This window comes from Methylobacterium sp. WSM2598 (assembly GCF_000379105.1).
GTDB lineage: Bacteria > Pseudomonadota > Alphaproteobacteria > Rhizobiales > Beijerinckiaceae > Methylobacterium.
This window is the reverse complement of record NZ_KB900609.1, coordinates 790024-803519: the sequence shown is the minus strand read 5'-3', so window position 1 is coordinate 803519 and position 13496 is coordinate 790024. Positions and strand designations below refer to the sequence as shown.

Below are 13496 nucleotides of genomic sequence, written 5' to 3'. Positions count from 1 at the left end.
TCAACACGATCAATGTCCAGAATACGCGATCCGCGTGAACAGCGTGTAGTTCGACTCGAAGCTCATGATTGTGACGAAGATCAGGATCGCAGTCGGTGGCACTAGGATCGCGTAGATCAAGGCCAATCGCTCCCAGGCAAGATGCATGAACACGGCCACGATGAGCCCTGCCTTGACGATCATGAACAGGAGGATCAGCGACCAGCGCAGGGCGCCCTCGAGATGAAAATAATCGACCAGATAGGAGCAGGCGCTCAGCACGAACAGCCAGCCCCAGACGAGGAAATAGAGCCGGATCGAGTGGCTCTCGCCCGTGCCCTGGCTTCCAGCCGCGTGCATCGGATCCTCCTACCAGAGATAGAACAGGGCGAAAATGAAAACCCAGACGAGGTCGACGAAGTGCCAGTACAAGCCGACGATCTCAACGTTCTCGTAGCGCCCGCGCTGGCTCGTGAAGAAACCGCGTCGACCGGTGTCGAAATCACCCCGCCAGACCTTCCGGGCGATGATCAACAGCACGATGACGCCGATGGTCACGTGGGTGCCGTGGAACCCGGTAATCATGAAGAATGTCGAGCCGAACTGATGCGCTCCCCAGGGGTTGGTCCAGGGGCGCACGCCCTCGCGGATCAGCTTCGTCCACTCGAAAGCCTGCATGCCCACGAAGGTGGCGCCGAGCAGCGCGGTGACTCCCATGAGCAGTGCCGTTGTCCGGCGGTCACGCCGATAGCCATACGCGACCGCCATTGCCATGGTGCCGCTGCTGGAGATCAGCACAAAGGTCATGATAGCGATCAGAAGCAGGGGCAGCTTCGCATGCCCGATCTCAAGCGAGAAGACCTCGCTCGAATTCGGCCAGGGCACCATCGTCGACATGCGGACCGTCATGTAGCCGACGAGAAAGCAGCCAAAGACGAAGGTGTCGCTGAGGAGGAAGATCCACATCATGGCCTTGCGCCACGAGGCGCCGGTGAAGGCCTGGCGGTCGGCTCCCCACTCGTCCGAGAGGCGCTGCCGCCGGGTCGGCGGGCTCTCCGCGGAACTCATCGATCGTAGGAGCGTGTCGGTCATGGCGGCCTCTCGCGGCGGTCAGACGGGGCGGCACACGGCGTCGATCAGACCCGACCACGGTGTCCTGAACAGGAATCCGAAAACGACGAGCCAGATCGCCAGGAGCGCGTCCCAGTAGAGGATGCAGAGGTCGATTCTCCCGCTCACCCGCGCCCGCGATCCGGCCCGTTGAGCGGCGAGCGTGATCAACCCGAGGGCGGCGATGCCGCCTGCGAGGTGCAGGCCGTGCAGGGCTGTGATCAGGTAGAAGAAGGATCCCGCGGCATCTGCCGTGCGCCCGAGCCCCGCCTCCCAGAGCAGCCTCCATGCGAGGCCCTGTCCGCCGAGAAACATGACACCTGCCACCGCCGCGACGCGGAGCGCGACTTGCGCCCCGTCCGAGTCGCCTCGCCGCTCTGCCGCTCCTGCCCCGTGGAGCGCGAGGCTCGCGACGGCCAGGAGGCCTGTACTGAGCCAGAGAAGGCGCGGATCGACCGGGATGCGCGCGCTTCCGGGCGGCACCCGCATTCCGTAGGCCGCGATCAGCAGCGCGAAGAGCAGACCCACCGCAGCCAGGAAGACCCCGAGACCCAGCTTGGCGGCTCCCATCTCTCGTCCCGGCGCCAGGACCGCGGGCGGGCCGGCCCCCGGACGATGTCCGGTTGCTTGCTTCGCCATGCGGAGATCGGCTTCGCTCAGGCGCCGCGCCGGCTCGCTGATCCCGGATCCGCCTGGATCGACCGGATCCGAGATCAGCCAGGGCTTGGCGGTGAGCTGCTGCCGCGCCAGCCACCGCGCCGCGATGGCGCCGAGCCCCGCGAGATAGAGGAGCACCAGGGTCACGGCGCCGCTCCCCCCGGAAGTGGGCCGGGCTGGTTCTGCGGCACGAAATCCTGGTCGGCGCCGGGCACGCTGTAATCGTAGGGCCAGCGATACACGACGGGCAGCTGCGCGCCCCAATTGCCGTGCGCGGGCGGGGTCTCGGGTGTCTGCCACTCCAGGGTCGTGGCGCGCCAGGGATTGCTTCCGGCGGGCGCCCCGTGCGTGAGGCTCCGGATCAGATTGCCCAGGAACACGACCTGCGCGGCTCCGACCAGGAAGGCCGCCACGCTGATGAAGGCGTTGAGCGAGGCGACCGAGTCGGGGACGAAGCCGAGCCCCGTGATCTCGAAGTAGCGTCGCGGCACGCCGAGCAGTCCGAGATAATGCATCGGAAAGAAGATCGCGTAGGCACCCAGGAACGTGACCCAGAAGTGCACACGGCCGAGCCGCTCGTCGAGCATCCGCCCGGTCACCTTGGGGTACCAATGATAAATTCCGCCGAAGATCACGAGGATCGGCGCGACGCCCATCACCATGTGAAAATGGGCGACCACGAACAGGGTGTCCGAGAGCGGGACATCAACGACGACGTTGCCGAGGAACAGGCCGGTGAGGCCGCCGTTCAGGAACGTCACGATGAACGCGATCGCGAACAGCATTGGGACCGTAAGGTGAATGTCACCCTGCCACAGCGTCAAGATCCAGTTGTAGACCTTGATGGCGGTCGGCACCGCGATAATGAGCGTGGTCGTCGCGAAGAAGAATCCGAAATACGGGTTCATGCCGCTCACGTACATATGGTGCGCCCAGACCACGAAGCTGAGAGCGCCGATCGCGACGATCGCCCAAACCATCATTCTATAGCCGAATATGTTCTTTCGGGCATGCGTGCTGATGAGGTCGGAGACGATGCCGAAGGCCGGCAGAGCCACGATGTAGACCTCGGGATGGCCGAAGAACCAGAACAGGTGCTGGAACAGAATCGGCGTGCCGCCGCCGTACTTGAGGCGCTGCCCGGCCTCGATGATGGCGGGCATGAAGAAGCTTGTCCCGAGGAGGCGATCGAGAAGCATCATCACGGCCCCGACAAACAGGGCCGGGAAGGCGAGCAGGGCCAGGACCGTCGCCGTGAAGATGCCCCAGATCGTGAGTGGCATGCGCATCAGCGTCATTCCGGGTGCCCGCGCCTGCAGCACCGTCACGACGTAGTTCACCCCGCCCATCGTGAAGCCGATGATGAACAGGATGAGCGAGGCGAGCATCAGCACGATGCCCCATTCCTGCCCGGGCGTGCCCGAGAGGATGGCCTGGGGCGGATAGAGGGTCCATCCGGCGCCGGTCGGCCCGCCAGGCGCGAAGAAGCTGGCCACCAGCACCAGCACGGCAAGCAGGTAAATCCAGTAGCTCAGCATATTTACGTAAGGAAATGCCATGTCCCGTGCGCCGAGCATCAGTGGGATCAGGTAATTGCCGAAGCCGCCGAGGAACAGGGCCGTCAGCAGGTACACCACCATGATCATTCCGTGCATGGTAATGAACTGGTAGTACTCGGAGGGTCCGATGAAAGAGAGGAGGCCCGGGAAGCCGAGCTGGAGCCGGATGAGCCAGGACAAGACGAGGGCCACGAGGCCGATCGCCATGGCGGTGCCGGCATACTGGACGGCGATGACCTTGGCATCCTGACTGAAGACGTAGCGCGTGAGCCAGCTGTGCGGGTGATACAGCTCGACCTCATCCAGTTCCGAACCCGGGAAGGGACCTGCGGTCCCGACAGGCGTATCGGCCATGGCACGTCCTCTCAGTGGTCCTCGGCCATCCGTCGTCGGAGGCCGGCGTCGCGTGGTTCCCTGGTGGGTCGGGCGGCGAAGTTCGAGAAAGTCTTCTGCTGGTCGAGCCAAGTCCGGTAAGCGGGCTCCGCGTCCACAACCACGCGTCCGCGCATGGCGTAATGGTTGACGCCGCAGACCTCGTTGCAGATCGCGTCGAAAGCGCCCGTCCGGGTCGGCGTGAACCAGAAATAGGTCACCGTCCCGGGGATCACGTCCATCTTGGCCCGGAATTCCGGAACGTAGAAGTCGTGTACCACGTCGAACGAGCGGAGCAGCAGCTTCACGGGCCGCCCGAGCGGGAGGTGCAGGTCGCCCTCGTCGATCACGACGTCGTCCTGCCCGGCCGGGTCGTCCGGATCGAGGCCGAGCGGATTCGTGTCGCTGACGAACTGGATCCCGGCGGCACCCAAGCGCCCATCGGCGCCGGGCAGGCGGTAGCTCCAGCGCCATTGCTGGGCGACGACCTCGACCTGGGAGGCCGAGTCCGGGACTCGCACGAACTGCGCCCAGACCGCGAGACCCGGGGCCAGCATCGCCGCCACGCCGAGCGCCGTGACCGCCGTGAGCCAGCCCTCGAGACGCCGGCTCTCCGGCTCATAGGCCGCCCGTTGCCCGGGGCGATGGCGGAAGCGGGCAAGACAATAGGCGATGAACAGCACGATCAGCGTAAAGACGGTGCCCGTGATCCAGAACGTGATGATGAGCGTCGTGTCTATGTAGCCCCAGTTGGATGCGATCGGCGTCCACCACCATGGGCTGAGGAGATGGAAGGCGACCGAGCCGAGGGCGATAAGCACGAGAACCAGCGGCATGGCCAGCTCCTGCATCCGTCTCAAGGGCCGGGACAGGATCCGCGCGGCCCATCGTGACGAGGCGACGACTCCTGGAGCGCTCCTCGCCAGCGGGGAGACCGGTTCGGCGTAACGGAGCGCGAACACTCACGGCTTCAGGGAAGCACGGCACGCCGGTAGAGGTGCCACGTTGCGTGCCCTAGGATCGGCAGAACGAGTGCGAGCCCGACGAAGAGCGGCACCATGCCGATGACCAGCAGGCCCGCAACGATGAGGCCCCAGAGGATCATCACGAGCGGGTTCTCCTGCAACAGCGCCACCGACGTCTCGATCGCCGTCCCGGCATCGGCTCCTCGGTCGATGATCAGCGGGAACGACACCGCGCTGACCGCGAGCGCGACAAGCGAGAAGGCTGCGCCGACGAGGTTGCCGAACACGATCAGCATCCAGCCCCTCGGGGTTGTCAGCACCTCCTCGGCGAACGCGAACACCGAGTCGTGCGTCGCTCGGCCGAAGAGAGCCCAATACAGCCCCATCGCAGCGATGAGCCAAGCGATGAGAATCAACATCAGAAGGAACCCGACCGCCGCGATCGCTCCGCCGTTCCGGCCGGTCAGGAGCTCGTAGGCATGGGTCCAAGCGGTGTCGAGGCCCTGCTCCCGCCGCCGGCTCAGCTCGTAGAGCCCGACCGCCGCGAAGGGGCCGATCAACGCGAAACCGGAGGCGAGCGGGAAGAGGATCGGGATGAGATCATACTCGAAGATCACGGCCGCGATGATGATGCCCGCTATGGGGTAAATGGCGATGAGGAAGATCACATGCGTCGGCATTGCCACGAAATCTTCAAATCCTCTTGCCAGGGCCGTCAGAAGGTCCTGGCGAGTGATCGAGCGCAGGCGCGGACGCACGAATGTCTGGTGTGAGTACTCGGCATGAAGCATCGTCATCGCCTCGCCCTCCATATGGAAGACTCGAACTGCGTCAGGTCGTGAATTCGTCCTTATCTCGTAAATACTGCCAAGCTTTCGCGCGCGAACCCGGACGCGCGAACCCGGACCTTATACGATTAATTTTTGCCGCTGTCGCGAAATTTCCATTGGTGAGTGGAGGCCCCTGTCGGCCCGACGTGGCCTTTCGATCGTCAGGCGTCCTCGCGCGCGCTTTCTGATCGTGTGCTTGCCGCCGAGCCGTCATGCCACGCTGCGTCTCGCATCGAGACGACCGATGATGCCGCGGATCATGGGCATACGCCCGGTTGGGTGGCGGCCTCGTGCTTCTGAAGGAGTCATCAGGTGATCGCCCTGCGCGGCTCCGCCGTCGTGGCGCAGGGGGCCATCGACCGAAGACTGTCGTGCACTTCTCCGCCCTCCTGTCGCGGCTTCGCCCGCGGCAGCAGGGGTTCAGGCCCCTCAGGCTTCCTCCGTGCTGCGCGCGTGCTGCGCGCGAGCCCCGATCGCGAACAGGTGGGCCCACACCGCACGCTCCCGCGTGAGCCGCGGAAACACTTTCTCGAACGTCGCGATACACTCCTCTGCCGACGGATCGTGGAGCCGCCTCACGATCTCGATCGAGCGCTCATGGCCAGAGGTCTTCACGCCCGCCAGCATCTGCACGTCATATCAAGGCTTATCACGATCCTCTTCGATCGGTCTCTCCAACTGTATGAACGGAATGTCGAGCACCTGTTCCAGTGAAAACGCCGATCGGCCGCCGAGCATTGCGCCAAGATTCTGCTTCCGTCACTGAAGAATGACTTTCACGCGACGCTCGAAGGCAGCCTCTTAGGGAGACAAGTTCTCGCGGCCGAGGCATGTGGGCTGACAGAGTCCGAGTGGGCGGACGAACTCGCCGGCCTCGGCTGCCGACGATCCGTCGCGGTCGCGATGGCGGCTCGTGCCTGGCGTTCTGTCCTGGCGACGCCCCGACGAGTTGCACGGCCCGCCTGCGCCGCACGATCAACGGTACCGCGTTCGGCCAGGAGGTTGATCCACGCCTCCTGCGCGTTGACGGTCCCCCGGATCTTGGTCCGGCCGAAGGGTGAGCCCCCGGGTCTCATTCGGCGGCCTCTAGGGCCGCCGCCAAGGCGAATTCCTGGGGCGTCCGCCACCCCAGGGCTGTGTGAGGACGGCTCTCGTTGGACTGCCGTCGCCACGCCTCGATCTTGGCCCGGGCATCGGCCAACGACGAGAACCAGTTCGCTTTCAGGCACTCGTCGCGCAGGCGACCGTTGAACGACGCGACCAGCGCATTGTCGGTCGGCTTGCCAGGACGCGAGAAGTCCAGCGTGACGCCGGTCTCGTACGCCCCGATCTCGTCCTGCCGGGCCACGGAGGGGACGTCTCGCGCAAGGTCGCCGGCAGCCAGGTCGCGCGTCACGGCCGTGAGGGCCCCCACGCGCCGGGCGACCGCCCGACCGATCAGCGCGGCCAGGAGGGCGACCATGCCGGCGGCCGCAACGACACGCTCGAGGAGGCTGAGCCGGGCGGCCCTCACCTGGCCGGCCGTGTCGTCGGCGTAGACGCCCGATCCGATGATCCAGCCCCAGGGCTCGAAGCCCTGCACGTAGGAGATCTTGTCGACCGGCCGGCGCTCGCCCGGCTTCGCCCGAAGGTACGGCACGAACCCTGCTCCGGCCTTGCGGACCGTGTCCACCATGTCGCGGAACAGCGCCTTGCCGGTCGGGTCGAGGGTCTTGGTGAGGTCGGCTCCGTCCAGGTCGGGCCTGAGGGGATGCGCGATCATGCGGGGGTGCATGTCTTTGATCCAGAAATACTCCTTGCCGTCGCAGCGCATGGCCCCGAGGGCCGCCACGGCGAGAGCCTGGGCCTGCTCGCGGGTCATCTTGCCGGCCCTCTCCTGGTCCGCGAAGCCGGCGACGGCGCCGTGGGCCGCCTCGACCAGCTGGCGCGCCTCGACCAGCTGGCGCGCCTTGGCCATCCGGGCCTCGACGACGCTGTCGCGCAGGGCGAGCCCGGCGAGGGCGATGACGACGCCGATCCCGACGAGAGCGGCGGCGGGAATGGCGTGGAGCTGTGCCCTGATCCCGAGCTGCACCGGATCCTCCCCTGAATGCCCGCCTTTGCGACGGATGCAGGCCTGAGAAGATGCCGTGTCTACACTTATATCTTCTTGGCAGGGCGCTTTCTCATTTAATGCAGGGCGCAAACACACAGCACATCCGAAGCCCTGAAGGAATTTCGGCTTATGTCATTCGGACGAGACTGGCGCAAACGCGGCCGCACCAGCGGATGTGGGCCGTTGGATCCACGCGCCCGGCTCGCCGCTGCGGCTCCGGGATGCGGTGAGAACCACCATCGCGGCCCATCGTTGCTCCAGCGCTCAATGGGATCGCAGAAATCCAGCTTAGATAGATTGTTCTAACTCTTTCTGCGGCCAAAGATCGAATTAGAAGGCAAATATGAGCTGAAGGACAGTCACGATTTAGGCAAAGTTTACGTTCTCCTGCTCTGACAAGGGTCGGAACGGCAAGACAGAGTACGATGATATTCGAAAAGGCGGCGGCCATGCTCCTTGAGGATGACGAGGCGCGCGACGCCTGCGACGATGGGACGGGGACGGAACAGGGCAATGCTGCCCTCCTCCCGGCCGTCCTGGAGACCATGGATCAGGGTCTCATGATGATCGACGCCGAGGGTGTCGTGCGCGTCTGCAACGGCCGCGTCATCGAGATGCTCGATCTGCCTCCCGAGATGATGCGGGCGCAGCCCAGCTTCGACCAGGTGCGCCAGTACCAGCTCGGTCGGGATGAGTTCCGCCGCTCTCCGAAGGAATTCCGCCAGTGGGTCGCGGATACCGGATTGAGGCCGCGCCACCACGTCTACGAGCGGGAGCGACCCAACGGCCGCATCCTGGAAATCCGCACCGTGCCCCTCCCCGGGGGCGGCGCCGTCCGCACCTACACCGACATCACCGACCGCAAGCGCGCCGAGCAGCAGGTCGCCGCCAGCGAGGCCCGCTACCGCGCCCTCGCCGACGGCCTGCCGCAGATGGTCTGGGTCATGCGCGCCAGCGACGGCGAGTTGCTCTACCGCAACGCGCGCTTCGCGCACTACTACGGCGAGATCGGCACCGCGCGGGGGGAGCGCGTGGAGCGCAGCCACCCCGACGACGCCGCGCGGGTCGCGGCGGAGTGGGCGCGGTGCCGGGCCGAGGGCTGCCCCTTCGAGATCGAGGTGCGCCTGCGCCGCCACGACGGCGTCCATCGCTGGCACAAGCTCGTCAAGATCCCGGTGCGCCACGCGGGCGAGACGGTGGAGTTCCTCGGCACCGCCCTCGACATCGAGGAGATCGTCGCTGGTCGCGAGGCCCTGCGGGTCACGACCGACCGGCTGCGCCTCGCCCAGGAGGCGGCCGGTGCTGGCCTGTTCGACTGGAGCCTGATCGACGGCAGCGCCCTGCTCTCGCCGGAGACGCTGCGGCTGTTCAACCTGCCCGAGGACCGCGCGACGCGGGTCACGCAGGCGGAGTGGGCTGCCGCCATGCACCCGGACGACCTGCCGGTGCTGGCGGCCGAGACCCGGCGGGCGGTCGCCACCGGCACGACCCTGCGAGTCGAGTTCCGAATTCCCCTGCCGGACGGGTCCGATCGCTGGATCATGGGCACGGGCCGGGTGATGGCGGACGGGGATGGGCGCGCCGTCCGCGTAGTCGGCATCAGCATCGACGTCACGGACCGCAAGAGGGCCGAGCAGGCGCGGCAGGCCAGCGAGGCCGCGCTGCGGGTCAGCGAGGAGCGCCTCGCCCTCGCCCTGGAGAGCGGCAGCGACGGCCTGTGGGACTGCGACCTCACCACCGGCACGTCCTGGGTCTCCGACCAGTGGCTGACGATGCTCGGGTACCGGAAGGGTGAGCTCGACGCGGGCTACGAGACGTGGCTGCGCCTGCTGCACCCGGACGACAGGGAGGCGGTGCTGGCGCGCGTGCGCGACCACCTGGAGGGCCGCACACCGAGCTACGAGTGCGAGCAGCGCATGCGCCGCAAGGACGGCGGCTGGGCCTGGATCCTGGAACGCGGCAAGGTCGTCTCGCGGGCGCCGGACGGCACCGCCCGGAGGGTGGTGGGCACCCACATCGACATCACCGCGCGCAAGGAGGCCGAGGCGCGGGTCACCCACATGGCCCGCCACGACACCCTCACGGACCTGCCCAACCGGGCGCTCTTCCGCGAGCGCCTGGAGCAGCGGCTGGCCGAGATCCGCCGCCACGGCGGGCACTGCGTGCTGCTGGCGCTCGACCTCGACGCCTTCAAGGCCGTGAACGACAGCCTCGGTCACCTCGCGGGCGACGCCCTGCTGCGCGAGATCGCCCGGCGGTTTCGGTCGGTGCTGCGCGCGGAGGACACCGTCGCCCGCCTCGGCGGCGACGAGTTCGCGATCCTTCTCGGCGGCACGCCCCGCCTGGAGAGCGTCATGGACTTCGCCGAGCGGCTGGTCGCGTCCGTGCGGGAGCCGGTCACGCTGGAGGGGCAGCAGGTCGGCGTCGGCGTGAGCATCGGCATCGCGATCGGCCCCGAGCACGGGGAGGATGCCGACACGCTGTTCCGGCACGCCGACCGCGCGCTCTACCGCGCGAAGAGCGACGGGCGGAACACCTTCCGGTTCTTCGAGCCCGCGATGGACAGGGCGGCCGAGGAGCGCCGCCGGCTCGAACTCGACCTGCAGCTCGCCCTGCGGCGCGGCGAGTTCGTGCTGCACTACCAGCCGGTCCTCGACGTCGCCTCCCGGGCGATCGTCGCGGTCGAGGCGCTGGTGCGCTGGAACCACCCGACCCGTGGCCAGCTCGGCCCGGGCGTGTTCATCCCCCTCGCGGAGGAGACGGGTCTGATCGTGGCGCTCGGCGAGTGGGTGCTGCGGACCGCCACCCGGGACGCGCGGCACCTGCCGGAGCACGTGCGGGTGGCGGTCAACATCTCCGCAGTCCAGGTCCGGCACGCCAGCCTCGGGCAGACCGTGCGGGCGGCCCTCGACGCCGCCGCGCTCTCTCCGGACCGACTGGAGCTCGAGATCACCGAGAGCGTGCTGATGGGCGACAGCAGCCTGGTGCGGGACGCGCTGTCCGGGCTGCGCGAGCTCGGGACCCATCTGGCGCTGGACGATTTCGGGACGGGGTACTCGTCCCTGAGCTACTTGCGGCAGTACCCGTTCGATCGGCTCAAGGTGGACCGCTCGTTCATCGCCTCGATCCCGGACCAGGGGACGGTGACGATCCTGCGGGCGATCGTCGGCCTGGGCACGGGGCTCGGCATGACCGTGACGGCCGAGGGTGTGGAGACGCCCGCGCAGTTCGCCTTCGTGGAGGCCGAGGGCTGCGCGCAGGTGCAGGGCTACCTGACCGGCAAGCCGCAGCCCCTCCCTGACCTGCTGGCGACCCTTGAGGGACGCAACGACCAGCCTCCTCTGCAGGACACCTTTCCGCCCTCGCCGACACTGAAACCTCGCTCGCCGAAAGCCGTTGAGCCACTGACCCGCAGGCCGTGAGCATGCGTCAGCGTCGGTCGCCTCGCGGCTTGCAGGAGATCATCCTCAACAGCTGGAGGACTTCGAGCATGGCGCGCAATCCTCTCACTCCCTTCTCCGGCGGCCTGATCGGGGGCGGTGACCCCTTCCTGTCTCTCCACCGCGAGATGAACCGGCTGTTCGACGACGTCTTTCGCGGCGCCAGCCTGCCGGCCTCCGGAGGTCAGGGCACGGGCGCGGGCGGCTTCATCGCCGCCCACATCAACGTGTCGGAGACCGACAAGGAGATCCGGGTGACCGCCGAGCTGCCCGGCGTGACGGACAAGGACATCGACGTCAGCCTCGATGACAACGTGCTGACGATCCGGGGCGAGAAGAAGTTCGAGCAGAGTCAGGGTGGCGAGAAGGAGAACTTCCATTTCGTCGAGCGCTCCTACGGCACCTTCCAGCGCTCGCTGCGGCTGCCCTTCCCTGTTGATCCGGAGCAGGTCAAGGCCAGCTTCGAGCACGGCGTGCTCACGATTGCTCTGCCCAAGACCGCGCAACAGGAGCGCTCGCGCAGGATCCAGGTCCAGAGTGCCGGAGGCCCGCAGGGCGGCGGGTCGGGCGGCCAGGGCATGAGCGAGGCCCAGGGCACCTCCCCGCAGAGCAGCCAGGGCGGATCCGGAGCCTAGAGCCGTGGCCGGCCCGCGCGGTGCGGGCCGGTAAGGCCACGCCGAAGACCTGATCCGCTGTCCGGACGATCACGTCCGGACAGCGGATGATCCGGGATCCGCTTGATCGAAGCGGATCCCGGATCACAAGCCCGCGCGGCGCCTGAGCGCGGCGCCTGAGCGAAGCCCACATCCGCATGGCGACGCAATCCGTCGGATGTCGGATGATAGTGTGAACGGCTCCTGCCACACGTGCCGAAGTGCCGGGGTAAGATCGTTCGTTCGGATCTCAGGAGCCGTTCATGGTACATGTTGAGCACTGCCGGCCTCGGTCCGACGAACAAGGTCATGCAGATCCACGGCATCAATGATCACGGCGGCGTCGCCCTCAAGATCGACTTGAATTCGCTGAAACCGATGGCGATCGCGAGGAATACGGCTGTGATCGGATGCTCTGCGAGCCGAGCATCTCACTCCCGAAGGGGCCGGATCGAGACCGATCAAGAGCGATGGGTCACTCGGTCCCGGGTGGCGGCCTGCGAGCCCGACGGCCTCCTCGAACGCGCTGTCGCGATGGCGCGGAAGTGCTGATATATCAAAATGCTCGCAACCGCGGCGAAGAAGCACCACACTGATATATAAGTTAATGGATAGAAATATTTTGAACCAATAAGGATTAGCACGTTGACGAGGCCCATCATAATGATCATTCGATGACTGGAAAGGAGCAACGGAATGCTGATCCCGGCCAAGTAGATGTATTCGATCCCGGCGATCCGACTGAAGTCGCTGTGGTAGAAAATGCTGTGACCGAGGACGTTGGCCCGGTAGGGTGAACTGATCATGCCGAACAAGAGATAGGCCGCCACGGCCAGCCCATACGGAATGAAGAGGCTGATGAACCTGCGGCGGCGAAAGTCTACCTCTGCGAGAGATGCGCTGATCGGGATGAGCACCGGCCATATCACCTCCGCGAAGGCCAGGAAGGCATGGGTCAAGGCTGCGGTGATCAAACCACCTGTCTGAGTTTCAAGCCGAAGCCAAAGGGCGCCTTCAACCCACTGTTGGAGTCCGAAGGCGAGGGGAATGGCCGCGAGCGGCACTTGCCGCCACGCCTGCGCCCGCGCCAATGTCACGGCACCGAGGGAAATCAGGGCCGCACCGGCCGTAAAGCTTGCTGTTGCCGAAAAGCACATCCGGAGGGCCGCCTCTGCCGTACATCTGGCGCCATGCTCGCGGGATCCTCCGAGCTGGCATTGATTTCGATTAATGGCGGTGATCAAGCGCTGCGGGCGGTGCAAGGAGGCCGAACAGGTCGTGGCCCTGCCCCGGTTCGTGGTCCGGGGCCTGTGCAAGTTCTCGGGCGAAACAGGGCCGTCCCCACGTCGCGGATCTGCCCAGGGAGCGTCGCCGAGACGCGCAGACGGGGGTGGGGCTATCGATCTGCCGGACCATCGCGGAGGCCCATGGTGGGCCTCTCACGGCCGAGCGCAACAGAGCCGGCGGGGCGACGTTCCGGTTGGCGCTGCCGGCCGTGACCGAACGAGAGCTGATCGATGCCGGTTAGAGCGGTCGTGCACGCCGTCGATGGCCCGGAGGCGATGCGGGAGTGCGTGGCGTTCCTGCTCGCCGCGCAAGGGTTTGCGGCAGGCAACGCGACGGCGCGGAGCTGGTGCTTGCCGCCCCACCGGATTGATGATCGGCTGCATGGTTTCCGGCATTCGCCCGCTCGCTCCGCGAGGGGGCCGGTTCCTCATGGCGTCATACGCCATCCGGTTGATGGCTTCGCCATCTCCGATGTCGGCCATGCGGATGTCGGCTTCGCTCAGGCGCCGCGCGGGCTTGGCATACGCCATCCAGTTGATGGCTTCGCCA

The 13496-nt window shown here is 66.5% G+C and carries 10 protein-coding genes and 4 pseudogenes; 4 read left to right on the top strand and 10 right to left on the bottom strand.

Annotation, left to right across the window (positions count from 1 at the left end; genetic code table 11):
* Positions 1-9: 9 nt before the first annotated feature.
* The 9 genes and pseudogenes from MET2598_RS0103910 to MET2598_RS42595 form a co-directional block, all read right to left on the bottom strand.
* A complete protein-coding gene (locus MET2598_RS0103910) occupies positions 10-339 on the bottom strand; it encodes a cytochrome C oxidase subunit IV family protein (protein WP_012333659.1) in 330 nt (109 codons plus the stop codon).
* Positions 340-348: 9 nt separating this feature from the next.
* Positions 349-1047, bottom strand: coding sequence for a heme-copper oxidase subunit III family protein (locus tag MET2598_RS0103905; RefSeq protein WP_442919001.1), 699 nt, complete (start codon positions 1045-1047; stop codon positions 349-351).
* A 42-nt stretch (positions 1048-1089) separates the two neighbouring features.
* Positions 1090-1893 (bottom strand): cytochrome c oxidase subunit 3, encoded by an 804-nt coding sequence (locus MET2598_RS0103900; protein WP_018259919.1) that lies wholly within the window; start codon positions 1891-1893, stop codon positions 1090-1092.
* Positions 1890-3659 (bottom strand): cytochrome c oxidase subunit I, encoded by a 1770-nt coding sequence (gene ctaD, locus MET2598_RS0103895; protein WP_018259918.1) that lies wholly within the window; start codon positions 3657-3659, stop codon positions 1890-1892. Before ctaD ends, MET2598_RS0103900 begins: the two co-directional genes overlap by 4 nt.
* 11 nt (positions 3660-3670) lie before the next feature.
* Positions 3671-4519: a cytochrome c oxidase subunit II gene (locus tag MET2598_RS0103890; protein WP_198293052.1), complete on the bottom strand. Its 849-nt coding sequence runs from the start codon at positions 4517-4519 to the stop codon at positions 3671-3673.
* Between the two features lie 128 nt (positions 4520-4647).
* Positions 4648-5439, bottom strand: coding sequence for a DUF2189 domain-containing protein (locus MET2598_RS0103885; protein WP_236728660.1), 792 nt, complete (start codon positions 5437-5439; stop codon positions 4648-4650).
* Positions 5440-5901: 462 nt separating this feature from the next.
* Positions 5902-6099, bottom strand: a complete 198-nt coding sequence (locus MET2598_RS0103880) for a hypothetical protein (RefSeq protein ID WP_018259917.1) — start codon at positions 6097-6099, stop codon at positions 5902-5904.
* A 445-nt stretch (positions 6100-6544) separates the two neighbouring features.
* Positions 6545-6796, bottom strand: a pseudogene (locus MET2598_RS42600) (integrase core domain-containing protein); the annotation flags it as partial.
* Positions 6797-6805: 9 nt separating this feature from the next.
* Positions 6806-7429: pseudogene (locus MET2598_RS42595) on the bottom strand (cache domain-containing protein); the annotation flags it as partial.
* Positions 7430-7992: 563 nt separating this feature from the next.
* Between MET2598_RS42595 and MET2598_RS0103870 the strand changes: the two are divergent.
* Both MET2598_RS0103870 and MET2598_RS0103865 read left to right on the top strand, forming a co-directional pair.
* Positions 7993-10989 (top strand): EAL domain-containing protein, encoded by a 2997-nt coding sequence (locus MET2598_RS0103870; RefSeq protein ID WP_018259915.1) that lies wholly within the window; start codon positions 7993-7995, stop codon positions 10987-10989.
* A gap of 68 nt (positions 10990-11057) precedes the next feature.
* On the top strand, positions 11058-11642 hold the full coding sequence (locus tag MET2598_RS0103865) for an Hsp20/alpha crystallin family protein (protein ID WP_012333667.1): 585 nt from the start codon (positions 11058-11060) through the stop codon (positions 11640-11642).
* A 479-nt stretch (positions 11643-12121) separates the two neighbouring features.
* On the opposite strand, the gene MET2598_RS0103860 is transcribed toward MET2598_RS0103865, so the two are convergent.
* Entirely contained in the window at positions 12122-12904 is a 783-nt protein-coding gene (locus tag MET2598_RS0103860; protein ID WP_236728659.1) for a DUF6629 family protein, read from the bottom strand.
* Positions 12905-12999: 95 nt separating this feature from the next.
* Here MET2598_RS0103860 and MET2598_RS38555 point away from each other — a divergent pair.
* Together MET2598_RS38555 and MET2598_RS42505 are read left to right on the top strand one after the other, a co-directional pair.
* Positions 13000-13188, top strand: a pseudogene (locus MET2598_RS38555) (ATP-binding protein); the annotation flags it as partial.
* A gap of 46 nt (positions 13189-13234) precedes the next feature.
* A pseudogene (locus MET2598_RS42505) lies at positions 13235-13496 on the top strand (hypothetical protein); the annotation flags it as partial.

Excerpts from the sequence above, each read along its gene's own strand:
- MET2598_RS0103905 (WP_442919001.1), bottom strand. The coding sequence starts at position 1,047 with ATGAGTTCCGCGGAGAGCCCGCCGACCCGGCGGCAGCGCCTCTCGGAC.
- ctaD (WP_018259918.1), bottom strand. The coding sequence starts at position 3,659 with ATGGCCGATACGCCTGTCGGGACCGCAGGTCCCTTCCCGGGTTCGGAA.
- MET2598_RS0103885 (WP_236728660.1), bottom strand. The coding sequence starts at position 5,439 with ATGACGATGCTTCATGCCGAGTACTCACACCAGACATTCGTGCGTCCG.
- MET2598_RS0103880 (WP_018259917.1), bottom strand. The coding sequence starts at position 6,099 with ATGCTGGCGGGCGTGAAGACCTCTGGCCATGAGCGCTCGATCGAGATC.
- MET2598_RS0103870 (WP_018259915.1), top strand. The coding sequence starts at position 7,993 with ATGATATTCGAAAAGGCGGCGGCCATGCTCCTTGAGGATGACGAGGCG.
- MET2598_RS0103865 (WP_012333667.1), top strand. The coding sequence starts at position 11,058 with ATGGCGCGCAATCCTCTCACTCCCTTCTCCGGCGGCCTGATCGGGGGC.
- MET2598_RS0103910 (WP_012333659.1), bottom strand. The coding sequence starts at position 339 with ATGCACGCGGCTGGAAGCCAGGGCACGGGCGAGAGCCACTCGATCCGG.